At 57.0% G+C, this 21,870-nt stretch carries 22 protein-coding genes; 3 read left to right on the top strand and 19 right to left on the bottom strand.

Annotation, left to right across the window (positions count from 1 at the left end; all coding sequences use genetic code 11):
• Window positions 1-41 precede the first annotated feature (41 nt).
• From Q0I19_RS04480 to Q0I19_RS04460, 5 genes are all read right to left on the bottom strand, one after another.
• The gene (locus Q0I19_RS04480; RefSeq protein WP_294759946.1) at window positions 42-1,382 is read right to left on the bottom strand and encodes a GGDEF domain-containing protein; all 1,341 of its coding nucleotides are present in this window, start codon (window positions 1,380-1,382) and stop codon (window positions 42-44) included.
• Between the two features lie 210 nt (window positions 1,383-1,592).
• Entirely contained in the window at window positions 1,593-1,961 is a 369-nt protein-coding gene (locus tag Q0I19_RS04475; RefSeq protein WP_294759944.1) for a RidA family protein, read from the bottom strand.
• 144 nt (window positions 1,962-2,105) lie between these two features.
• Entirely contained in the window at window positions 2,106-4,982 is a 2,877-nt protein-coding gene (locus Q0I19_RS04470; RefSeq protein ID WP_294759943.1) for an insulinase family protein, read from the bottom strand.
• A gap of 12 nt (window positions 4,983-4,994) precedes the next feature.
• On the bottom strand, window positions 4,995-6,269 hold the full coding sequence (locus tag Q0I19_RS04465; protein WP_294759942.1) for an L-serine ammonia-lyase, iron-sulfur-dependent, subunit alpha: 1,275 nt from the start codon (window positions 6,267-6,269) through the stop codon (window positions 4,995-4,997).
• A gap of 17 nt (window positions 6,270-6,286) precedes the next feature.
• Window positions 6,287-7,144, bottom strand: a complete 858-nt coding sequence (locus Q0I19_RS04460; RefSeq protein WP_294759940.1) for an NAD(P)/FAD-dependent oxidoreductase — start codon at window positions 7,142-7,144, stop codon at window positions 6,287-6,289.
• Between the two features lie 158 nt (window positions 7,145-7,302).
• On the opposite strand from Q0I19_RS04460, the gene Q0I19_RS04455 reads away from it, so the two are divergent.
• From Q0I19_RS04455 to Q0I19_RS04445, 3 genes are all read left to right on the top strand, one after another.
• Complete coding sequence (locus tag Q0I19_RS04455; RefSeq protein ID WP_294759939.1) at window positions 7,303-7,866, top strand: TetR/AcrR family transcriptional regulator; 564 nt, start codon at window positions 7,303-7,305, stop codon at window positions 7,864-7,866.
• A 341-nt stretch (window positions 7,867-8,207) separates the two neighbouring features.
• The gene (locus Q0I19_RS04450; RefSeq protein ID WP_294759938.1) at window positions 8,208-9,986 is read left to right on the top strand and encodes an oleate hydratase; all 1,779 of its coding nucleotides are present in this window, start codon (window positions 8,208-8,210) and stop codon (window positions 9,984-9,986) included.
• Window positions 9,987-10,214: 228 nt separating this feature from the next.
• Window positions 10,215-10,790 carry a hypothetical protein gene (locus Q0I19_RS04445; protein WP_294759936.1) on the top strand — a complete coding sequence of 192 codons (576 nt, stop codon included), beginning with the start codon at window positions 10,215-10,217 and terminating at the stop codon, window positions 10,788-10,790.
• Window positions 10,791-10,843: 53 nt separating this feature from the next.
• On the opposite strand, the gene Q0I19_RS04440 is transcribed toward Q0I19_RS04445, so the two are convergent.
• The 14 genes from Q0I19_RS04440 to Q0I19_RS04375 all read right to left on the bottom strand — a co-directional run bounded on the left by Q0I19_RS04440 (window position 10,844) and on the right by Q0I19_RS04375 (window position 21,869).
• On the bottom strand, window positions 10,844-11,620 hold the full coding sequence (locus Q0I19_RS04440; RefSeq protein WP_294759934.1) for a sulfite exporter TauE/SafE family protein: 777 nt from the start codon (window positions 11,618-11,620) through the stop codon (window positions 10,844-10,846).
• Window positions 11,621-12,055: a MarR family winged helix-turn-helix transcriptional regulator gene (locus Q0I19_RS04435; protein ID WP_294759932.1), complete on the bottom strand. Its 435-nt coding sequence runs from the start codon at window positions 12,053-12,055 to the stop codon at window positions 11,621-11,623.
• Between the two features lie 133 nt (window positions 12,056-12,188).
• Window positions 12,189-12,728, bottom strand: coding sequence for an aromatic acid exporter family protein (locus tag Q0I19_RS04430; RefSeq protein ID WP_294759930.1), 540 nt, complete (start codon window positions 12,726-12,728; stop codon window positions 12,189-12,191).
• A gap of 104 nt (window positions 12,729-12,832) precedes the next feature.
• Window positions 12,833-13,051 (bottom strand): sodium ion-translocating decarboxylase subunit beta, encoded by a 219-nt coding sequence (locus Q0I19_RS04425; protein ID WP_294759928.1) that lies wholly within the window; start codon window positions 13,049-13,051, stop codon window positions 12,833-12,835.
• A 58-nt stretch (window positions 13,052-13,109) separates the two neighbouring features.
• Entirely contained in the window at window positions 13,110-13,778 is a 669-nt protein-coding gene (locus tag Q0I19_RS04420; protein ID WP_294759927.1) for a precorrin-8X methylmutase, read from the bottom strand.
• A complete protein-coding gene (locus Q0I19_RS04415; RefSeq protein WP_294759924.1) occupies window positions 13,775-15,268 on the bottom strand; it encodes a cobyric acid synthase in 1,494 nt (497 codons plus the stop codon). The genes Q0I19_RS04420 and Q0I19_RS04415 overlap by 4 nt, the downstream gene beginning before the upstream one ends.
• Window positions 15,265-16,317 carry a threonine-phosphate decarboxylase CobD gene (gene cobD, locus Q0I19_RS04410; protein ID WP_294759922.1) on the bottom strand — a complete coding sequence of 351 codons (1,053 nt, stop codon included), beginning with the start codon at window positions 16,315-16,317 and terminating at the stop codon, window positions 15,265-15,267. The genes Q0I19_RS04415 and cobD overlap by 4 nt, the downstream gene beginning before the upstream one ends.
• A gap of 10 nt (window positions 16,318-16,327) precedes the next feature.
• On the bottom strand, window positions 16,328-17,287 hold the full coding sequence (cbiB, locus tag Q0I19_RS04405; RefSeq protein ID WP_294759919.1) for an adenosylcobinamide-phosphate synthase CbiB: 960 nt from the start codon (window positions 17,285-17,287) through the stop codon (window positions 16,328-16,330).
• Entirely contained in the window at window positions 17,281-17,880 is a 600-nt protein-coding gene (locus tag Q0I19_RS04400) for a histidine phosphatase family protein (protein WP_294759918.1), read from the bottom strand. The genes cbiB and Q0I19_RS04400 overlap by 7 nt, the downstream gene beginning before the upstream one ends.
• Window positions 17,874-18,191, bottom strand: coding sequence for a bifunctional adenosylcobinamide kinase/adenosylcobinamide-phosphate guanylyltransferase (locus Q0I19_RS04395; RefSeq protein ID WP_294759917.1), 318 nt, complete (start codon window positions 18,189-18,191; stop codon window positions 17,874-17,876). The genes Q0I19_RS04400 and Q0I19_RS04395 overlap by 7 nt, the downstream gene beginning before the upstream one ends.
• Complete coding sequence (locus Q0I19_RS04390; RefSeq protein ID WP_294759915.1) at window positions 18,192-18,944, bottom strand: adenosylcobinamide-GDP ribazoletransferase; 753 nt, start codon at window positions 18,942-18,944, stop codon at window positions 18,192-18,194.
• Window positions 18,941-19,468, bottom strand: a complete 528-nt coding sequence (locus Q0I19_RS04385) for a bifunctional adenosylcobinamide kinase/adenosylcobinamide-phosphate guanylyltransferase (protein ID WP_294759913.1) — start codon at window positions 19,466-19,468, stop codon at window positions 18,941-18,943. Before Q0I19_RS04385 ends, Q0I19_RS04390 begins: the two co-directional genes overlap by 4 nt.
• A complete protein-coding gene (gene cobT / locus Q0I19_RS04380) occupies window positions 19,462-20,526 on the bottom strand; it encodes a nicotinate-nucleotide--dimethylbenzimidazole phosphoribosyltransferase (protein ID WP_294759912.1) in 1,065 nt (354 codons plus the stop codon). Before cobT ends, Q0I19_RS04385 begins: the two co-directional genes overlap by 7 nt.
• Window positions 20,523-21,869 (bottom strand): cobyrinate a,c-diamide synthase, encoded by a 1,347-nt coding sequence (locus Q0I19_RS04375; RefSeq protein ID WP_294759910.1) that lies wholly within the window; start codon window positions 21,867-21,869, stop codon window positions 20,523-20,525. The genes cobT and Q0I19_RS04375 overlap by 4 nt, the downstream gene beginning before the upstream one ends.
• Window position 21,870: the final 1 nt, after the last annotated feature.

The raw sequence follows: 21,870 nt of genomic DNA, 5'->3' as shown, positions 1-21,870 counted from the left end.
AAAGCAAACCCCGGCTCGGACATCCGAGCCGGGGTTGCTTTTTATCCTTCGTAGAAACCGCAGTTGTTGCGGCCGCTGTTTTTTACCTTATACAAGGCTTTATCGGCGTCCTTGAAAATACTGTCGCCGGGATTCTCTCGGTCAGAGAAAGCTACGCCGACACTTAAAGAAACCGCCGGCAGCCCGTCTGTAGGGTTAGACAGGCTCTCGTTTACCTGTGCGATTTTTTCCCGCACGACCTCCTTCAAATCACTGCCGACATCCACCATGACGATGGCAAATTCATCACCGCCGATGCGGCAGATATAGTCGATGCTGCGAAATTCCCTTTGCAGATTATCGGCGACCTTGACCAAGATTTTATCGCCGACGCTGTGCCCATAGGTATCATTCACCTGCTTAAATACATCGACGTCCACCATGATCATGGCAAAGGAAGTATCTCCCTGCTCATAAATGCTCAGAATTTTATCAAACGCACCGCGGTTCAGTGCATCTGTCAGGGCATCGTGCTCAGCCTCATGGCGTATCAGCTTTTGCGCCACCAGATTTTCCTGATACACCTTATTATAGGTAGTGGCCAGCTCCTGCAGTTCCCTGGCGCCCACCACGGGGAAGATTTCCCCCTTGACGATGCTTTTTCCATACATTTTCAGCGGTGCTATGACCAATTTCCAAAGAATTATGCAGATCAAAAGCACCAGCACGATTAGCACGGCTACGCCGGTTTCAAATTTAAGATACACATCCCGAAACACTGTCTGTGCGTGGTTCTGGTTGTTGCGGGTCTGCTGGCCCAGCGCCTGCTTGGCACCGACAATATAATTGTCCTCGTTCGTGCGCAGAATTTTGTATGCATGTCCGCTCAAAATTTCCAGGGCACGCTCCTGCTTTTGTTCCTGCTCCAGTGCCGCATCCTCGGCCGTAAGTGCAATACCGCGGATTTCTTCCGGCCAAAGGGCCTCGTCCGCAAAGCTGACCTCTGCCATCAGGCGCATGATGTAAAATTCCTGTTCGCGCAGCTTTTCCTCGTAGGCAACAGCGGACTCTAACGGTTTTATGGCTGTTGTACCGCCAAATTCCTGCTGCAGGTAATCGCAGGCTTTTTCATAGCGCTGCGTTTCACGGATTTCCTTCAAATAGAAATCCATGTGGATATACTGCCCCGTCTGCACATACTGGGACACCTGCTTTTCCAGATAGTCAGAGCCTGCCTGCATCTGCTGTAAGGCGCTTTCGCACTGGATAAACCGTTCCATTTCGTTCTGCAGGTTCTGAAACTGCCGTGTGCACTCCGAGGATATAAGGGCCAGCATACCTCCGATTCCCACGGTTATCAGAAAAATCACTATGCTGACGGTGCGGATGCTGATTTTCTTCAAAACGTCCTCCCGTTATTGCCAAAAGATTTTATTTCTCAGCAAAACTTTTGTTTGTTATGTATAATATTATAGATTCACCCGCAGAAAAAAGCAAGGAAAACTCCTGTTTATTTTCCTTATTTCACAATAGTCTCGATGCTGCGACATTCTTTTTTGTCGCAAAAAAGCAGGGCCTCCGCAAAAACGGAGACCCTGCATAAAATCAGCCCTTTACAGCTCGGCCACAGCCTCAATTTCACACAAAACGCCCTTGGGCAGGTCCTTTACGGCACAGCAGCTGCGCGCCGGTTTGCTGACAAAATATCCGGCGTATACTTGGTTGAACGCTGCAAAGTCAGCGATGTCGGCCAAAAAGCAGGTGGTCTTTACGACCTTATCGATCCCGGTTCCCCCGGCCACCAACACAGCGGCCACATTTTTGCAGCTTTGATGCGCCTGCGCCTCAATGCCCTGCGGGATCGAACCGTCAGCCGGGTTGATCGGAATCTGGCCGGAGCAGTAGACAAAATCTCCGCAAATCATACCCTGAGAATACGGCCCGATAGCCGCCGGAGCGTTGGGTGTAGCAATAACCTTCATGGTAAAACCTCTTTTTTGTTAGTGTGTAGCTTTATCATACCGTATCTGAAAATGAATTTCAATACCAGATCGACTGAATTCTATCCCGCCTATCAAAGCTTTTATTCGGTACGAAATTTCCGTCCTTTGGCCGATAAGCCAAAATCAGATACTTAAGCGAGATGTCACGGCATCGCCGCAATCGTCCAGCAGGTTTTTGCCTGCCACAACGCAAACAGCGTTATCGGCAGCGATTTCATCCAGCACGCCGCACAGTTCCAGCAGATCCTTATGGGTCGTGTGTACCAGTTGGCTGTAATAGCGGCAGACATCTGCGTGGGTTGTGCCCTTAAAATAGCGGGTTTCCGCCACCAGCATCGCCATGCGGGTGTTCAGCAGCGGGTCCAGTGTGGAAACACTTCCCAAAATATAGCCGGTCAAATCGCCGCCCGCCGCGCAGAAGTCACGGATATACTGCGCTGCACCGTTCATAATTTTCAGCGAGCGCCCGGGCTGCGGGTCGCGGTAGGTATAGAAGGCAACATCACCGTCGTTGCGGGCGATCAGGCCGCAGCCGTAGGCTCCGCCCTGCACGCGGATCTCGCCCCACAGGTAAGTAAAGGTCAAAATGTTGACCAGAACCGGGTAACAACCGCTGAACTTCCCGCCGCTTCGCTTGAAATTGGTACCCTTGACGGCAAAGCTGACCGACGCCGGAATGGTCAGCCCCTCCTGCCTTGCACCCCACGGCGCATAGACCGCCCATTTCGGCGCAGGGCAGCCCTGCGGCAGCGCCAGGATATCCAACCACTCATTTTTCACATTGTCCGAGCAGGAAACCGTCATACGGCTTTCCGCAAAAATGCGCGCTGCCAGCATCTGCATCGTTTGCAGCACGGTGTCCAGCGCTGTATCCTCGGCAGCGGCTTGCTCCTTCAGCCAAACGGCCATCTCTCGTCCGCAGAGATACTCTTTTGCCGCACCCCGCGCAGAATTGTACGCTCCTACACGAATCTCGGCGTACTCCTCGCCGTTGTCGGCCAGGCTCATCTGGGCGTTCAGCGCCGCTTGGCTCAAGCGGTCACGCAGCAGCTTGCGGTCAGAAAACTCTGTATCCCGCAAAATTTCTGCCAGCAGTTCATTCGCTTGCTCACCTTGCTCCGGCAGACACGCCATGCGCGCCACCAGCTGCACACGGCAGTGTTCGACATCCTCACCGGACAGGGTGTTGACCTGAAAGTTGATTCTGCCGATTTTTTGCTTGATCAGCATCTGCAGCTCCTCGCTGCCGTGCTGTTTTGTCCCGGCAATACCCAGCAGCATACTCATGGCGGTCAGCACCGACAGTTCCTTTTCGGACAGATCGTTTGCCTCAAAGTAGACATTCTGATACACAAGGCTGTCACCCGTTTTATGGCGCAGCACCGTTACATCACCATGCTTTGTCACGGCAATGGGCAAATCCTGCGGTTCCGGTTTCAGGTCGGAAAGCTGCAGCATCGGTATAGTCCTGACTGCCTCCTCGCTGTCGGGAGTCTGCTGCCAGCGGGCCAGTTCCTCCGCCTGTTTCTGCAGTTCGGCGCGCTTTTCGGGCGTCCATGCGGCGGTTTCTGCTGTCAAACGGTCTGCCTCGGCCTTGGCCTTTTCGGCCCCCACCGTATGCGAGGGCACCAACACAGCGGTCACGCTGTGGCTCTCGTCCAGGAACAGTTCACGGATGAGGTCTGCAAACAGATCCGTATTCAGATCGGCCGCCAGTTTTTCCAGCGGCTTGTCCACCAGCAGCGGCCGGGCGGGGTCGCCGCCGTACAGCCAGCTGTCCAGCATGGTCAGCGCCTCAATTAAGCTGCGCGGCATTCCGCTGCCATCGCGGTCACGCTGAGAAAACGCAAAGTGGTTGTAGCAGGCTTCCAGACGGTTAGCATCCAGCCCTTCGTCGGCAATCTTTTGCAGAGCAGCGCGGATCGTACTGCGAATTTCCGGCAGCTTCTCGGCGTCGGTGTTGCAAACCTCCCACGACACCCACGACTGCTGTATGTCACTGCGCACGTTGACGTTGACATCCTGCCCCAACCCCGCGTCGAGAATCGCGCGTTTCAAGGGGGCCTCGTTGTCCCCGGTCAGGTAGTCCGCCAGCACTGACGCCGCAAAATAGCGGTCGGTGTCGGCATAGCTGCCCAAAAGTGTGGCGCAGCATACCATCGTGCGCCCCTCCAGCGGTTCATCCTCGCCCACCTCATAGGGCACCTCCCGCTGCACTGCCGCAACAGGCTGCTGCATGGGGATGGTAAAATCCGCCGTAATGCGGTCATACTCTTTCAGGAAGCTGTCGATTTTGGAAAGTGCCGCGTCCATATCCACGCTGCCCACCAGCGAGATGCGCGCGTTGGACGGGTGGTAAAACTTTTTGTGATTTGCCAGAAATTGCTCGTAGGTCAAATCGGGGATACACGACGGGTCGCCGCCGGATTCGTACCGATAGCAGGTATTCGGGAACAACAGTTCATTGACGGCGCTTTCCATCACGGTATCGGGCGAGCTGTACGCGCCCTTCATCTCGTTAAATACGACGCCCTGATAAATCGGGGTCTCCCCCAACTCATAGCGCCAGCCCTCCTGCCGGAAAATTTCCGGCTTATGGTAAATGGCAGGGTGCAGTACGGCATCCAGATAGACATCCATCAGGTTCAAGAAATCGCGGTCGTTGCGGCTGGAAACAGGGTAGACCGTCTTGTCGGGGTAGGTCATGGCGTTCAGGAAGGTCTGCACCGAGGATTTCAGCAGATTGACAAACGGCTCCTTGACAGGATATTTATCCGACCCGCACAACACGGAATGTTCCAGGATATGAAATACGCCCGTGGAGTCCTGCGGGATCGTCTTAAACGCAATGGAAAAGGTTTTGTTTTCATCGGCGCGATCCAGCCAGCAGAGCTGCGCACCGCTTTTTTCGTGTTCCAGTTCCCAGAGCTTTGCTGCCAGTTCCGGCAGCTCGCGAACGCGTTTCACGGCAAAGCCGTGCAGGTTTGCACATGGTTGCATAGTGTTCTCCTATCATACTTCCATCATCAGATGGATGATTTCCTTATCGGTCTGCTCCATGCCGATGCGGGCCAGGCGGCCGACGGTGTCAATGGTTTTTTCCACGCCCTTTTTGACGATGCCGTCCCCGCCAAAAAACTCGTTTCCGTTTTCGTACATGGTCAGCCCCAAAATGCCCGCGTCCACGGCAGCGGCAATTTTGGCGGCACAGCTGGCCTTGGCACCGTCGCAGATGATGCCGGAGGTCACAGCCACAGCGTTGACCACCGTGTGGGCGATCTGTTCAAACCCGCCGCCTTTTAAGTAGGCGATGCCTGCCCCCGCACCCACACCGGCACTGACAGCGCCGCAATAGGCGGAAAGCCGCCCGATGCCCGTTTTCAGATGGATGGTCACCAGGTTGGACACACAGAGCGCCCGCAGCAGTTCTTCATGGGAGTTTTCGTTTTCACGCGCATAGACGATGACCGGCACACTGGCGGTAATGCCCTGGTTTCCGCTGCCGGAGTTGATGACCACGGGCAGTTCGCAGCCGTTCATGCGGGCGTCGCTGCCCGCTGCCGCCCAGGCGCGCATCTTGTAGTCGATGCTGTCCTCGTGGTTTTTCAGCAGCGTCTTTCCGATGTTTGCGCCGTAATTGCCGCGCAGCCCCTCGGCTGCTATGGCCATATTACATTCAATCTGCCGTTCCAGCGTCGGTTTTACGGCATCCAGCTCTACATGGTCAGCGAATTCCACAATGCCCTCAACGGACAGGCAGCGGCGGTCGGTCAAGCCGTTCTCCTGCGTTTCGGCGGTTTTTTCCAGCAGGGTCTCCCCGTTGCGATGTATGCTGACAATGTTTGTGTGGTAGTCGGCAATGCGCACATAGGCATTGTTCTCCCCTTGCCACGCCGTGACGGCAATGTCAAAAATATGGCCGTTTTCAGCGCAGTGCACATCGATCGGCGTCTTTTGCAGGTATTGCGCCGTCTCCGCGACTTCTTTCGGGGTCACTTGGGAGATGACCGCCAGCTCGGCGGCAGCATCGCCCGCCACAGCGCCCACGGCGGCAGCCGCGGCGATGCCGCGCAGTCCGCCGGTGTGAGGAATGATTACGCTTTTCACGTTTTTAATAATATTTCCGCTGACCTCCACCAGCATACGGTCGGGCAGACAGCCCAAAACATCCCGTGCCTTAGCGGCCGCGTAGGCAATGGCAATCGGTTCGGTGCAGCCCATCGCAGGGCGCAGCTCCTCCTGCAAAATTTGAATATAGCGCGCAAAACAGTCCTGATTGCTTTCCATTTCCCGTTCCTCCGCCATTATTTGTTGTGTGCCAGATACTCTACCATGCTGTACGCCGCCACGTTGCCCTCGCCCGCCGCCTTGACATACTGGTAGGGCCGCCCCGTGCAGTCCCCTGCTGCGAAACAGCCGGGCAGGTTGGTCGCCATGCGACGATCCGTTTCTATGTGTCCGTTGGCGATAGCCAGCCCCGGCAAAAGTGTCGCGGGGGAGATGCTCTCCCGCAGACAGAACAGCCCGTCCACCGCAAGTTCGTCACCGTTTTTCAGAACGATTCCGCACAGGCGGTCGTTTTCGGCTTTCAGGTTCACAATGCGCTCCTGCAAGACTTCCACGTTGGCAGCGTCAATGCCGGCCCCCTTATATAAAGGTAGGCAGTAGACCTTTTCTGCCAGTTCCGCCAGATAGGCGACCTCATGCTCAAAGCGCTTGGCACCGCACAGGACAGCAATGGTCTTGCCGCGGTACAACGCCCCGTCGCAGGTGGCACAGTAGCTTACGCCCTTGCCCAGCAGATCAGCTTCCCCCGGCAGGGTGCCCACGGCAACCACACCGGTCGCCAGCAGCACAGTCTTTGCCTCGTAAAAATCCGCGCCCGCCATCAGCGCATAGCTGCCGTCCATCGGGATGACGGAGTTGACCATACGGTCAGTGACGGCAATGCCCAGTTCACCGCACTGGCGGCGAAATATCTCGTTCATCTGCGCACCGGTGACCATCGGCAAGCCGGGGTAGTTGGCGATACGCTCGGCTTTTTGTACCTTATCGCTGAGCTGCTCGCTGCCGATCCAGATAAAATTCTTGCCGTTGGCGTGCAGAGTCAGCGCGGCAGACACACCTGCCGGCCCCGTTCCGATAATGGCTGCATCATACATTCTGAGTATCCTCCTGCAAATCGTATCTTATGGTATAATAATGCCACACTTTGGCGGGAAAGTCCACCTTATTTTAGGAAAATCGCCCATCAAAAAGCCGTCTCTTGCAGAAATTCTCGTTTTCCTGTATAATAGAAACCAGCAAAGGAGGTCTTATCATGTCCGAAATCACAAAGCGCGCTTTGGAGGCATCACTCAAAAATCTGCTGCTGCAAAAGCCGCTGAATAAGATCACCATCAACGATATTGCCGAGGACTGCGGCATCAACCGTATGACCTTCTACTACCATTTCAAGGACATCTACGACCTTGTCGAATGGTCGTGTGAGGAGGACGCCGCCCGCGCCCTGGCAGGCAAAAAGACCTACGAAACATGGCAGCAGGGTCTTTTGCAGATTTTTGAAGCCGTGCAAAATAACAAGCCCTTTATCCTGAACGTCTACCGCTGTGTCAGCCGTGAGCAGGTAGAAAATTATCTGTACCGCCTGACCTATGACCTGCTGGAGGGTGTGGTCGAGGAACAGGCACAGGGCATGTCCGTGCGCCCTGAGGACAAGGCCTATATTGCCACGCTGTACAAGTATATGTTTGTGGGGCTGATGCTGGACTGGATCAAATCCGACATGAAGGAATCCCCGCAAAAGATGGTAAATCAGCTCGAGCAGGTCATCCACGGCAGCATCAACGCCGCCTTGCAGCGCCTGCGCACCGATAAGCCGTAAACTGTTTTTATCAAACAGCCCCCAATGATAAAATTTTATACAACTCAACGCCCCGTGATAAGGATTTTATCACGGGGCGTTTTCTGCTGATTGTGACCGGGCATACTATATGGTATCCTTTAGACATCGAAAGAAACACAAGGCCACACCGCACAATTCTAAGTGCCGATACGGCGAGCGAGGTGCGGCAGATGCTAAGCCAAAAGCGCAGGCAATACTTTGTGTATTGGCGAGCATTTTGGCAACGCAGATGCCGTGCCGCAGCCGCCGGAGTGGTGCTTAAGCCGTAAGGCGGGAATTGTAAGGTGTTGCCTAAGGCAACACTTGAAAGGAGAACCATTATGTATTATTCCAGCGGTAACTATGAAGCCTTTGCCCGTCCCAAAAAGCCCGAAGGCGTGGACAATAAATCAGCTTACATCGTCGGCAGTGGTCTGGCTGCCCTGACCGCCGCCTGCTATCTGGTGCGCGACGGCCAGATGAAGGGCGAGCACGTCCACATTCTGGAAAAGGGGTCCCTGCCGGGCGGTGCCTGTGACGGCTACAAGTTTGAAAACCTCGGCTACGTTATGCGCGGCGGTCGTGAGATGGACAACCATTTCGAGGTTATGTGGGATTTGTTCCGCTCCATCCCTTCCATTGAGACCGAGGGCGTAAGCGTTCTGGATGAGTATTACTGGCTCAACAAGGAGGACCCCAACTACTCCCTCTGCCGTGCCACGGTCAACCGCGGCGAGGACGCCCACACCGATGGCAAGTTTGACATTTCCGACAAGGGCGCCATGGAGATCATGAAACTGTTCTTCACCCCCAACGAGGAGCTGCAGGACAAGCGCATCACCGACTTTTTTGACGATGAAGTGCTGAAATCCAACTTCTGGATGTACTGGCGCACGATGTTTGCCTTTGAGAACTGGCACAGCGCCCTGGAAATGAAGCTGTATATCCAGCGCTATATCCACCACATCGGCGGTCTGCCTGACTTCACCGCGCTGCGCTTTACCAAATACAACCAGTACGAGTCGATGATCCTGCCCATGGTCAAGTATCTGGAAAGCCACAACGTCCAGTTCCACTACGGCGTGCAGGTCACGAATGTCGAATTCGACTGCACCGACCCCCAGCACAAGCTGGCGCACCGCATTGACGTCGTCGCCGACGGCAAGAAGGACTGCATCGACCTGACCGAGAACGACCTTGTCTTTATCACCAACGGCGGCTGTGTCGAAAACTCCTCCATGGGCAGCCAGAACACCCCTGCCGCGTACAACACCGAGCTGAAAGAAGGCGGCGGCTGGGATATGTGGCGCAAGATTGCCGCACAGGACCCTTCCTTCGGTCACCCGGACAAGTTCTGCCACGACCCTGAGCAGACCAACTGGATGAGCGCCACCGTCGAAACGCTGGATCAGCGCATCATCCCCTATATCAAGAACATCTGCAAGCGCGACCCGTTCACCGGTCACGTTGTCACCGGCGGCATTGTCACCGTCAAGGATTCCAGCTGGCTGATGAGCTGGACCATCAACCGCCAGCCGCAGTTCCGCGACCAGCCCAAGGATCACTGCCTGGTGTGGGTGTACTCTCTGTTCACCGACAAGCCCGGCGACTTCATCAAGAAGCCCATGCGCGAATGCACCGGCAAGGAAATCTGCATGGAGTGGCTGTACCACATCGGCGTACCCGTTGACCAGATCGAGGATATGGCGGAGCACAGCGCCAACACCGTGCCCGTTATGATGCCGTATATCGACGCCTTCTTTATGCCGCGCGCCTACGGCGACCGCCCCGATGTTGTGCCTGCCGGCAGTGTGAACTTTGCCTTCCTCGGTCAGTTTGCCGAGACCCCGCGCGACACGATCTTCACCACCGAGTATTCCATGCGCACCGGCATGGAGGCCGTCTACACCCTGCTGAACGTTGACCGCGGCGTACCCGAGGTCTGGGGCAGCGTGTTTGATGTGCGCGACCTGCTGAACGCCACCGTTAAGCTGCGCGACGGCAAAAAAGCTACCGATATGGAAATGAATATGGTGGAACGCCTTGCCGTTAAGAAAGCCCTTAGCAAAATCAAGGATACCGATATTGAAAAGCTGCTGAAAGCCTATAAGGTTATCTAAAAGTCGTTTTTCTGCTGTACGGGAGCTGCCCTTTGGGGCGGCTCCCGTTTTTTGTCTTGCAACAAATCGGCAACAATTCGTGTTATAATAAGAAAAAGGAGGGATCTTTTCATGAAAAGCATTTTTCGCAAATTTGTATGTATCGGGGTGTCTCTGCTGCTTTTGGCGGGCTGTACCCCTGCGGCAAGTTCATCGCCGTCCGCATCAGGGGCAGCCCAGGCGCCGCCTGTGACAGAATCTGCCGCACCCGCGCCCACACAATCTCCAACTGTAACGGAAACACCCGTTCCCTCCCCCAGCAGCGACGACTTGACCGCCGACAGCGAACCTGTGGAAGATTTTGCTCTGCGCTTTGCCACGTTTTTTCAGCAGCCCGCAGAGGACAGCACCCATCTGCCCACCGCGTACTATCTGCCCTATTACCTCCTGCTGCAAACCTATCTCTCCCATCCGGAAGGCACTTACGCCGAGAAGGATTACTTTCTCCAAATTCCCGAGGCGGATCTTCGGAAAACCGCACAGGATGTCTTGGGGCTGGAAAATCTTGATCTATCGCAGCTTACCGAATGGCCGTTTGGAGAGCCTTCGGACGGCTGCTACCCCTTTTCGCTGGAAACCGAACTACCTTATCTGGACGCCAAACCGGCAGGTGTAACGTACACTGACGGGGGAACCTGCGTTCAGGTGGATTTTACTATGAACGACAACCGGTACGAGGATTCCTCCCACGAGGTACGCACGATGCATTACTGTTTCCGCGTCATAGACGGCGGAAACAGCTACCAATTTATTTGTTCCTATTAAACAAAACCGCCTCCGAATTTTTCCGGAGGCGGTTTTGTAATATACGATTCTCTTTAGGCAATCAGATTAAAGCCCATAATAACCAGCCCCAGCACGACCAGCACCACGCCCGTTGCGCGGTTCAGCGTGGCAGGCTTTGCCTTGTTGGCAAATACGGCGGCGATGCGTGCCCACAGCAGCGTGAACACGACGCACAGCACAAAAACCGGCCAATCCGGCGCACCGCCTATGGCAAAGTGCGAGGCTGCGCCCGTCAATGCCGTAAAGGTCATAATAAATACGCTGGTACCCACGGCGGTTTTCAGCTCATAGCCCAGAACACCGGTCAGGATCAGCAGCATCATCATACCGCCGCCCGCGCCCACAAAGCCGCAGATAAAGCCGATAAGCATGCCGCAAAAAAACGACTGTACGGCGCGCTTTTTGGCAGAAACATTTTGCATAGCCTCCTTGGTGGTCATGACAGGGCGCACAATAAACTTGACGCCCAGCAGGAAGGTCATAAACACCGAAAAGCTGCCCATGGTTGCCGACGGCAGCAGGCTGGCAATGTAGCTGCCCACTACGGTAAAGGTCAGCACACTGGCCATCATGATCAAGCCGTTTCTGATGTCCAGGTTTTTATTTTTATGGTAGGTGTAGGCAGAAACTGCGCTGGCCAGCACGTCGGAGGAAAGCGCAATGCCCACCGCCATATACGGGTCCATATGCAAAAAGGTGATAAGCATCGGGCTGATGACCGCCGCCGCACTCATGCCCGCAAAGCCTGTGCCGAGGCCGGCCCCCATACCGGCAAAAAAGGTGACCAACAGGGTAATGATAAACTGCATTTAACCGTTCTCCTTCATGATTTCGTCAAGATTTCTTTCGATGCTGCGCAGTGTTTCAGAAAATGCCTCACGGCTTTGCGCATCGATGCCGCCAAACAATGCAGCCTGAAAATCCGCCTGCCTTTGCCGCCCGCGAGCGATAACAGCTTGCGCCTTTTCGGTACAGGCAAGCTCTGTCTTACGGCGGTCGCCCTGCACAGGCAGACGAACAAGATATCCTTCATCGACCAGACGGTTCACATTGACCGACACAAGGTTTGCCTTGATATGCCGCACCTCCACCACATCGCGGGCTGTCTTATAGCGGGGGTTGTTGGCCAGAAACAGCAGGATATCCAGCGCTGTCTGCGGCAAACCCAATTCGCTGCACAACGGCTTGCAAAAGGCGTTGTAGGCAAGAGATGTTTTCTGCAGGACTTCTATACCGGCGTACATCTGCATTCTTCCTTTCATTTTTAGACAGTTCAATTTTGAAGTATATAGTAACACGTTTTCCCGCTCCTGTCAAGCGCGGGACAAAAAAAAGGTGCTCTGTGCCGAAATCGGCAGGAGCACCCTTTTCATCACATTATTTTTTGAATACGCCTTCCACCCTGCTGCGCAGTGCCACGACCCGCGCCCGCGGCAAAAAGTAGTTTACCGCAAACGCCGCGATCACACCGATACCCGTATCAAAAATACGGTTCAGCGCATAACTGACATAGGTGTCAATGGGGGTGCTGAACAGCACAATACACAGCACCACGCCGCCCGGCTGCACCCCGCCCGGCCAAAAATACTGGCACAGCAAAATCAGCACCACAATGGCCCCGCCCAGCAGCATGGCCAGGTACACCGTATGTCCGCCCTGTGGGAACCATTGCAGATACAACCAAAATACCGCAATGGACAGCAGTCCGCCGATCATCGTACCCCACAGGCGGTTGCCGCCGTTTTGGATGGACTCCTGCTTATCAGCCCCCATACCAAAGATAACGCCGATGCAGGCAAAGGCCGGATTACGATCCAGCAGGCAGTACACCATGGCCACCAGCATGGCGGTAACGGCGGTTTTTATCGTGCGCCACCCCACATGAAGTCGAAAATTCGGATGCTGTAACGGATGCATGGTACCGTTCCCCTCTCTTACAAGATGCTTTTAGTATAGCAAAGGGTGGCGGCCCTGCACAAGGGCTTTTGCGTAAGTAGATAAATTAACGAGACGATTCTGCGTCACTTCTTTTTCCTGTAAAAATATACACAGGCCGCAGCTACGGCGGCAAGCGGCAGCAAAAGCCATGGTTCCCATTTTGTTGTGACAAAAATTGCCGTCGGGCCGTCAGCCCCGCCGATAACTCCCACCGTGTTAGCCTGTGTGAAGCAAAACGCCATGACCGCGGCAATCGCAATGGCGGCAAGTAAAACGACGGTAAACAGTTTTGTCTTTTTCATAGCCGTATTCTCCGTTTGTTTTGTACCACTATACCGCATTTGCAGGCGGCTGTCAATTTCACTGCCAGCCGCGCGCCTTGGGGTCCAGCATTTCGGCGGCAGAGTAAAGCAGCGCATTGCATATCGCCGCCGCCACATTGCTGCCGCCCTTGCGCCCCATGGCTGCAATGGCAGGCACACCGTATCGGGTACAGGCGGCAAACAGACGCTGCTTACTTTCCACCACATTTACAAATCCCACCGGCACCGCAATAACCAAGGCCGGGCGCAGTCCGGCCTCAATTTCCTCGGCAATGGTCAAAAGCGCTGTGGGCGCATTGCCCACCGCCAGCACCGCGCCGGGGTATTCCCGCGCTGCCTTGTGCATGGCAGCTACCGCTCGTGTGGTGCCTGCGGCTGCGGCCGCCTCAGCCACGGCGGGGTCTGCCATAAAGCAGAGTGCCCGCCCGCCCAGCTTGGCAAGCCCCGCCTTGCTGATGCCCGCCAGCGCCATGTTGGTATCCGTGATAATGGTCCCGCCGCGCACAGCCTTCCCGCCGATCGTCACGGCATCGGGCGTAAATCGCAAGTTTTCGGCGTAGTCGAAATCTGCCGTCGTGTGGATAACACGCTTGACTACCGCCGCATTTTCTGGTGCGATAGCCAGCCCGCGCGCAGCCAACTCGGCTGTGATAATGGCCATGCTGGTTCGCTCAATATCGGCGGGCAGATGATGCTGCGGTGTCATACATGTTCCTCCCGTTCTATTCCCATAGCGGCATAAACAGCGCGCATATCCAGCGCCGCCCGTACACTGTCAGCCAGCAAATCAAACTGCTGCCGGCGGTATTTTTCCATGGATATCGGTTCAGCGGTTTCGGGGGCAAGGCCCTTTCTTTCACAGAGGAATCCTGCCAGTTTTTCGGTCAGCTCGCCGCTGTCAAACAAACCGTGCAGGTAGGTGCCAAAAACGTTTCCCTGCACACAACCCTCCGGCGTACCGTCCGCCAGCGTGCAGAACGGTGCCCCCCGCACATTCGTGCGGCCCGTGTGTATTTCATATCCCGTCAGTGCCGCCCCCGCCAAGGGGTCGCACGTCACGGCCGTAACCTGTGCACGGCGCTTTTCAGCGGTAAAGACCGTGTCCGTCGGCAGCAGTCCCAGCCCACGCAGCGTCTGCGGATGTCCGCCCTCACGGCCCCGCGTATCGTCGAGCGTACATCCCAGCATCTGATACCCGCCGCAGACACCTAAAATCGGCGTGCCGCGCTTTGCCAGCTTTTGCACCGCCGTTTCCAGCCCACTCTGCCGCAGCCACAGAAGGTCATCGACGGTATTTTTGGTTCCGGGCAGAACTACAAGATCCGGCGTTCCCTGTTCCCGCACGTTCTGCACATAGCGCACCCCTAAAAGCGGATGCTGCTCCAACGGCATAAAATCTGTAAAATTGGAGATATGCGGCAGACGCACAACGGCAATATCCAGCGGCTTGACTGCCTTGCTGCTCTGCAGCCGTTCGGATAACGAGTCCTCGTCCTCGATATCCGCGCGGGTGTACGGCACGACACCCAGCACAGGCAGGTTTGTCTTTTGCTCCAGCATGGCAAGAGCCGGCCGCAAAATTTCCACATCCCCGCGAAATTTATTGATGACCAGCCCGCAGATACGCGCCCGTTCGTCCTCATCCAGCAGAGCTACCGTACCGTACAACTGGGCAAACACTCCGCCGCGGTCAATATCCCCGACCAGCAGTACGGGCGCATCGACCAGCTTTGCCAGCCCCATATTAACGATGTCATCAGCCTTCAGGTTGATTTCTGCCGGGCTGCCTGCCCCCTCAATAACCAGAATGTCATTTTCCTGCGCAAGGCTTTCGTAGGCACGCAAAATATCGGGAATCAGCTCTTTCTTATGGCGGAAATATTCCCGCGCGGGCATGTCACCGCGCACCTCACCGTTGACAATGACCTGGCTGCCCACATCACTGCTGGGTTTCAGCAAAATGGGGTTCATCCGCACATCCGGCTCAACACCGGCAGCCTGGGCCTGTACCACCTGGGCACGTCCCATTTCCAGCCCATCACGCGTCACAAAGCTGTTCAGCGCCATGTTCTGGCTCTTGAAAGGGGCGACCCTGTAGCCGTCCTGCGCAAAAATACGGCAAAGCGCCGTACACAACAGGCTTTTGCCCGCACCGCTCATCGTGCCCTGCACCATGATACATTTTGCCTTGCTCATGCCAGTACCTCTTTCATCAGGCGCAGCAGCTGCCGATTTTCCCTCTCGGTGCGCACCGCCGTGCGATACCAGGTATCGTCAAGCCCCGCGTAATTGCCGCAGCTGCGCACAACTGCCCCCTTTTTCCGCAGCTTTTGCCCGAAATCGGCAGGTGCACGGAACAGCAAAAAATTGGCACTGCCCTCTATGACGCGCAGCCCCAAGGCGCGCAGCCCGGCAGCCAGCATCGGCCGCTGCTCGGCAACCAGGGCGCGAACCGCATCAGCGTAAGCTGTCTCGTTCAGGGCGGCCACGCCCGCCGCCTGGGCCAGGCTCGACACAGCCCACGGCTGCCCCGCCGCACGCATTTTGTCAAGAAGTTCCGTGTCGGAACACAGCGCATATCCCAGCCGCACCCCTGCCATGGCATACAGCTTGGTGAATGCTTTCAGGATGATAAGATTCGGGTATTCCCGCAAAAATGCCTTAGCTGTCAGCGCCGCACGCCCTGCCGAAAAGTCCAAAAAACATTCGTCCACCACCAGCACGGCACCGTTTTCCGCACAGCGTTGCAGCAGCCTTTTCACGACCAAGGGCGGGGTGATGCGCCCCGTGGGGTTATTGGGCTGACAGAGAAAAACCACATCCGTGTCCCGCGTCACAGCGTCTATAAAGGCATCCGTCAGGGCAAAATCGTCTGCTTCGTACAATATATAGTACGTTATATCGCAGTTTACCGTATGCAAAGCAGCCGCATACTCGGCAAAGGTCGGTGTCGGAATCAGGGCACGGCGGGGTCGAAGTGCCGCTGCCAGCCGAAAAATCAGATCTGCCGCGCCGTTGCCGCACAAAATATGCTCCCCTGCAACGCCCTCGGCCTCGGCCAGCCTGGCACACAGTGCGCGGCACAGCGGGTCGGGGTAGCGATCCGCCGTGGAAAGCGCCGCCGTGATGGCCGCCGCCACCCCGGCAGGAAGTCCCAGCGGACTGACGTTGGCAGAAAAATCCAGTGCGTCCCGCCCGAATTCCGCGCGGTAGCCCGCCCAATCCCCACCGTGTACTAACTCCATTTTACCTTCCTCACAAAACAAGAATCGCCCGCACAGCAAGACCCAGCGCCAGTGCCAACAGGCTATCGGCATACATCATGCGGTTTGCCCGCAGGATATCCTCAGGTTCCACGGCCCGCTGCGCATCGCCGATGGTCGGCTTGTCGTAATACTCTCCAAAATAGTAGGCCGGCCCCGCCAGCTGCACACCCAGTGCGCCCGCACAGGCGCTTTCGGTCTGGGCACTGTTGGGGCTTGCATGGTTGCGGCGGTCACGCCGCCAAATGCGCCACGCACCCTTGGCATCGCCGCCCGTAAGCGCCGCAGCCGCCACCCACAAAAGTGCAGCCACACGGCTGGGCAGCCAGTTGGCGACGTCGTCCAATTTAGCGGCACAACGTCCAAAATACAAATATTTGCTGTTTTTATACCCCAGCATACTGTCCATGGTATTGATGGCCTTGTAGGTCAGCGCCAGCGGTGCCCCGCCAACCAGCATGTACAAGAGCGGTGCGATCACGCCGTCGCTTGCATTCTCGGCAACCGTTTCGATGGCAGCCTTGGTCACGCCCTCGGCCGTTAAGTTTTCCGTATCACGCCCCACAATGCGCGCCACAGCCTGCCGCGCGGCAGGCAGATCCTTTTTGATCAGCTCACGGTAGACTCTGCCGCTTTCCTGCGCAAGCCCCCTGGCAGCCAGCGCCTGGGCACACCAGAACACCTGCAGACCCAGCCCCAGCATCGGGTGCAGCCGTGCGGCCGCCGCGCAGGCCAATGATGTCAGCATAAAGGTGCCCAGCGGCAGAACCGCTGCCACAATGCATCCTCCTGCCCATTCGCCGCGCGGTGTTTTGGGCAGAACGGCGCGCAGGGCTTTTTCCAGACGAGAGATGCAGCGCCCCATAAATACCACCGGGTGGGGCAGCCATGTCGGGTCTCCAAACAGGGTATCCAGCAAAAAGGCGGCGGGCACCGCCATAAGAATCAACATTCTGCCCCCTTGGTGTACTGCACCGTTTTGACCAGGTGCAAAACACGCTTTTCTGCCCAGTCCCGTGCGTCCAACACAAAACCCCCGGCATTGGGGCCGCACCAGTCGTAGTAATCCCGATGCGGCAGGGCAAAGCGCTCCATCGCTGCCATTTGTGTACCGCCATGCGCCAAAATGACCAGCATCGGTTCACCGTCGGCCAAGGCCTTGTCCACCAGTGCGGCAAACGTCGCGCAGATGCGCTGCGAAAATTCATCCTTGCGCTCCCCGTCGGGGCATTGGCTTTCACAGTTGGCGGCCACCCAGGCCAGATAATCAGGGTCATGTTCCATCTCTATGTAGTTGCGACCCTCAAAGCTGCCGAAGTTCATCTCCTTCAGCCCGTCCACCGCCACGAGCTTTGCACAGGGAAACAGCACGCGTGCGGTTTGCTGTGTGCGCTGCAATGTGGAAACATAAACAACCTGGGGTTCAATATCGGCGCGGCGCAGTTGGGCGCGCCCTTGCGCCGACAGCGGGATATCCCGCTGCCCCTGGTAGCGTTTTTCGGCGTTATATTCGGTCAGGCCGTGGCGCAAAAGATACACTAGCATGTAGGCAAATCTCCTTTCAAAACAGTGGGCAGGCCACAAAACATCTGTACAACGCAGTCGGCACGTTCTGCCAGCAGGCAGGCAAGCCGCCCTGCCTTTTCCCGTGCAGCGCGCTGTGCGGCCTCCACAGGCACAACACCGCCGCCCACCTCGGCAGCGGTCACAACATCATAGGCGGCCAGTTCCTCGGCCAGGGCTTGCAAATCCACCGCATCAGCCGCCAATTCCTGCACCTCGAACCGCTTTGTACCGTTAAATTTTTGCGCAAAGGTGCGCTTTCCGCTGTACAGCGGCCCCGTGATAAACAGCATTTACAGCACCCCCAGCCACAGACAGGCGGCCAGCGCCGCCAGCATCCAGATCTCGCATTTTTGCAAAAACCACCCTGCCAAATCCCCTGTGATGCCGCCGAACTGCCGCTTTGCCACAAAGGAATACCGCGCAAACACACATCCGGCCGCCAACACCAGCGCCCCGCCGTGCATGGCAAAAAGTGCCGCCGATACAGCTACGCACAGCACCGTCAGAATTTTTCGCACGCGGGCACGATCCGCCGCCGTGGCAAAGGTGTGCGCAAGGCCGGTGTTCTTTGCCATCGGGAACGCCGCAATCGCCAACGCCGACAATGCCCGTTCCCCCACCAGAGCCAATGTCCACACCGCACCGACCCGCAGGGTAAACGGCACACAGGCGCACAGCGCCGCATAGGCCACAAAATAACTGCACAGCCGTATAACAGCAAACGCCCCGCAGTGGGGGTCCTTCAGGATCTCCAGCTTTTTGGCGGGTTCTCCGTAACTGGCGAGTGCATCGCAGGTGTCGGCATAGCCGTCCAGGTGGATGCCGCCGGTTACCCACACAGGCAAAAGACACAGCCCCGCCGCCTTGACCGCCGCAGGCAGCGGCAGCGATCCGCAAAGACAGCAAAGCGCCCCGCAAACCACCCCCACCAGCGGGAAAGCACACAGCGCATAGCGCATGTTTTTTTCGTTCCAATCAAATTGCGGCATCGGCAATGCCGAAAACATGGCAAACGCCACCGCGACAGTCTGTAAAACAATCAAAATGATTCCCTCTTACCTTTATAATAGCAGGGTATACCGCACACTACGCGTATCACCCTGTCCGCGCGGGCGGCTGCCGCATTGTTGATTGCAGCCAGCACCCGCAGGTAATGCAAGGTGTCCCCCGCGTAATCTGCCCCGCCGCTGAACACCTCATTTGTAACCAAAATCAAGTCGTCGCACTGTGCGTACACAGTGTCAATTCCCTGCAAAATGGCAGCTGCCGCCAGTTCCCCCGCGCCGTTTGGGTCGTACAGTTCATTGGCAGTCAGGTTTCCCAAATCCTCCAACAGCACCGTACCGCGCACAGGAAGATGCAGTTTTTCGAGATGCAGCGGACATTCCACGGTCTCAAATCCCTTTTCCGCGCGCATGGCACGGTGCTTTGCCACGCGGGCCGCGCACTCGGCATCCCAAATTTGCATTGTGGCCAGGTAGGTGCGGGGGGCGTCGGTTTTCAGGCAGAGGGATTCCGCATAGGCACTTTTTCCGCTGGCCGCCCCGCCGATCACCAGTGTCAGCATTGCGGGGTGTACGGCGCGATGCCGCCCTCCGCAAAGGAATAGCAGCCGTCATAAACGGCCAGGGCCATATCCCAAAGGGGCAGCGAGGCCACGGCTCCCGTGCCCTCCCCCAGATGAAATCCCGCGTTGAGCAGCGGTTTTTTGTGCAATTCTTCCAGCACAAGGCGGGCGGCAGGCTCGCCGGAAACATGGCTGGCAAAGACCGCCTTTTCCGCCTTGGGGCACATCCGCACAGCGCAAAGTGCCGCCACACTGCTGATAAACCCATCCATAAGTATCGGCAAATTCTCCAGCGCACCGCCCAAAAACACACCGCACAATCCGGCAATATCCAACCCGCCCAGCTTGGCCAGCACATCCAACGGATCGGCGGCATCCGGTGTGTTGACCGCAATGCCTGTTTCTATGGCGCGTATTTTCCGCTGCAGCCCGGCGTCGGAAAGCCCTGCTCCGCGTCCGGTCATCTCTGCCACGGGGCGGCCCAGCAGTACGCTTGCCACGGCGCTGGATGTCGTCGTGTTGCCGATGCCCATCTCCCCCGTTGCCAAAATTTGCATACCATCGCGTTTTTGTTCGCGTACCAGCGCTATACCTGCCGCTATGGCCTGCACAGCCTGTGCGCGGGTCATGGCAGGACCGCAGGTAAAGTCCCGCGTACCGTCGGCAATGCGGCGGTCAACGGCACCCGCCACAGGTTTTCCGGCAATGCCCATGTCCACCGCAACGACCTTGCAATGGGCCTTCTCGGCCATGCGGCAGACGCTGGTGCGACAGGCCACCAGGTTTTTCAGCACAGCGCGCGTAACACAGGCATCGGTCTGGCTGACCCCCTGCGCAACCACGCCGTTGTCGGCACACAACACCAACACGGCGCGGCGCTCAAAATGCAGTTCTGCCGTTCCCGTCAGGGCGGCGGCATCCTCCAACATGGTTTCCAACTGTCCCAGCCCTCCCAGGGGCTTTGCCAACGCCGCCCAATGGGCATGGGCAGCGGCACGGGCGGTTTCCCTCGGCGGGGTGATCGTGTTCAGCAGAATTTTCAATTCGGTTTCGGTCATAGCTTTTCCTTTTTATAGCGGCTGGCAGCCGCTGTAAATCGCTGCGACAGCGGCGTACCCGCCCAGTACAAATGCGGAAATCCCGCATACAAATGCGCGTTGGCAAAACCGCACGTCCACTGCCTGCCGTTTGCCTTGGCGGCCGTAAAGGCCGTACCGTTTTGTGTGGAATCCCAGTGGTGGAACTCATGCATCGGCCATGTCTCGCCCGCCGCGAACAGCATACTGTCCGTATGCGCGGTCAGGTTTGCATACCCGAAGCGCACGAGCTTGCCCACCTTGAATCCCTGCCCCGACAAAACACCGGCCATGGGGTACACTTTGCCGTCGGCGGCCTCCAATGTTTGGCCCAGATACAAAAATCCGCCGCACTCGGCCACCGTGGGAAGGCCCGCCGTCACCGCATCCCGCACCGCCCTGCGCACGGCGGTATTGGCCGCAAGGGCTTGCGCATACAACTCCGGGTAGCCGCCCGGCAGGTACAGCCCGCCGATATCCTGCGGCAACTTGTCATCGGCCAGCGGGCTGAAAAAGCACAGCTCTGCGCCATTTTGCCGCAAAGCGTCCAGCGTTTCGGCGTAGGTAAAGCAGAACGCTGCGTCCCGCGCCACCGCAATGCGCACCTGAGCGGGCGGTTCCTGCGGCATGTCTGCCGCCTGTATCGGGCGGTCAAACAGTGTTTGCACAAGCGGCCAGTCTATGGTTTTTTGTGCCGTATCGGACAGGAGACGGATTTTTTCCTGCAGACCGTCAATCTCGGCAGCGGTTTTCAGCCCAAGATGACGGCTCTCCAAGCGGGCCTGCGGTATAGGCGGCAGGTATCCCACCACAGGCAGGCCGGTCTCTTGCTGCAACATCGGTTTCAGCAGGCTATACAAAGATTCACCGCAATCATTGAGCAATATGCCCGTTATATGGTGGGGCGTGCGAAAATCCATCAGTCCGCGCAGCTCTGCCGCCAGGGTCAGGCTTGCCCCTTTGGGCCGCACAACAAGCAGCACAGGCAGGTCAAGCGTGTCCGCCAGATGCCATGCGCTCGCCGTATCGCTTGTGCCGCCCAGGCCGTCGTAGTAACCCATCGCGCCCTCGCAGACAGCGGCACCGTGCCCCGCAGCATACTGCGCATACAGGCAGCGAACCGTTTCGGGCGAGGAGAAAAACAGATCCAGATTGTGGCTTTGCACCCCCAAAACCGAACGGTGGAACATGGGGTCAATGTAGTCAGGCCCTGCCTTAAAGGCGCATGGCGTCAGCCCACGCGCCTTCATGGCCGCAAGTAAGGCACATGTCACCGTTGTTTTTCCGCTGCCGGAGTGCGGCGCAGCCAAAAGCATTTGCAGCATT

It is taken from the genome of uncultured Gemmiger sp. (assembly GCF_934561205.1).
Classification (GTDB): domain Bacteria; phylum Bacillota; class Clostridia; order Oscillospirales; family Ruminococcaceae; genus Gemmiger.
Note: the sequence above shows the minus strand (reverse complement) of the source record. Positions and strands in the feature narration are given on the sequence as shown.

Excerpts from the sequence above, each read along its gene's own strand:
- Q0I19_RS04450 (WP_294759938.1), top strand. The coding sequence starts at position 8,208 with ATGTATTATTCCAGCGGTAACTATGAAGCCTTTGCCCGTCCCAAAAAG.
- Q0I19_RS04460 (WP_294759940.1), bottom strand. The coding sequence starts at position 7,144 with ATGTATGATGCAGCCATTATCGGAACGGGGCCGGCAGGTGTGTCTGCC.
- Q0I19_RS04375 (WP_294759910.1), bottom strand. The coding sequence starts at position 21,869 with ATGCTGCAAATGCTTTTGGCTGCGCCGCACTCCGGCAGCGGAAAAACA.
- Q0I19_RS04465 (WP_294759942.1), bottom strand. The coding sequence starts at position 6,269 with ATGGAAAGCAATCAGGACTGTTTTGCGCGCTATATTCAAATTTTGCAG.
- Q0I19_RS04400 (WP_294759918.1), bottom strand. The coding sequence starts at position 17,880 with ATGCTAGTGTATCTTTTGCGCCACGGCCTGACCGAATATAACGCCGAA.
- Q0I19_RS04425 (WP_294759928.1), bottom strand. The coding sequence starts at position 13,051 with ATGAAAAAGACAAAACTGTTTACCGTCGTTTTACTTGCCGCCATTGCG.
- cobT (WP_294759912.1), bottom strand. The coding sequence starts at position 20,526 with ATGACCGAAACCGAATTGAAAATTCTGCTGAACACGATCACCCCGCCG.
- Q0I19_RS04435 (WP_294759932.1), bottom strand. The coding sequence starts at position 12,055 with ATGTACGCCGGTATAGAAGTCCTGCAGAAAACATCTCTTGCCTACAAC.
- Q0I19_RS04470 (WP_294759943.1), bottom strand. The coding sequence starts at position 4,982 with ATGCAACCATGTGCAAACCTGCACGGCTTTGCCGTGAAACGCGTTCGC.
- cobD (WP_294759922.1), bottom strand. The coding sequence starts at position 16,317 with ATGGAGTTAGTACACGGTGGGGATTGGGCGGGCTACCGCGCGGAATTC.
- Q0I19_RS04430 (WP_294759930.1), bottom strand. The coding sequence starts at position 12,728 with ATGCATCCGTTACAGCATCCGAATTTTCGACTTCATGTGGGGTGGCGC.
- cbiB (WP_294759919.1), bottom strand. The coding sequence starts at position 17,287 with ATGTTGATTCTTATGGCGGTGCCCGCCGCCTTTTTGCTGGATACCCTG.
- Q0I19_RS04455 (WP_294759939.1), top strand. The coding sequence starts at position 7,303 with ATGTCCGAAATCACAAAGCGCGCTTTGGAGGCATCACTCAAAAATCTG.
- Q0I19_RS04420 (WP_294759927.1), bottom strand. The coding sequence starts at position 13,778 with ATGACACCGCAGCATCATCTGCCCGCCGATATTGAGCGAACCAGCATG.
- Q0I19_RS04415 (WP_294759924.1), bottom strand. The coding sequence starts at position 15,268 with ATGAGCAAGGCAAAATGTATCATGGTGCAGGGCACGATGAGCGGTGCG.
- Q0I19_RS04475 (WP_294759944.1), bottom strand. The coding sequence starts at position 1,961 with ATGAAGGTTATTGCTACACCCAACGCTCCGGCGGCTATCGGGCCGTAT.
- Q0I19_RS04440 (WP_294759934.1), bottom strand. The coding sequence starts at position 11,620 with ATGCAGTTTATCATTACCCTGTTGGTCACCTTTTTTGCCGGTATGGGG.
- Q0I19_RS04395 (WP_294759917.1), bottom strand. The coding sequence starts at position 18,191 with ATGCTGTTTATCACGGGGCCGCTGTACAGCGGAAAGCGCACCTTTGCG.
- Q0I19_RS04385 (WP_294759913.1), bottom strand. The coding sequence starts at position 19,468 with ATGCTGACACTGGTGATCGGCGGGGCGGCCAGCGGAAAAAGTGCCTAT.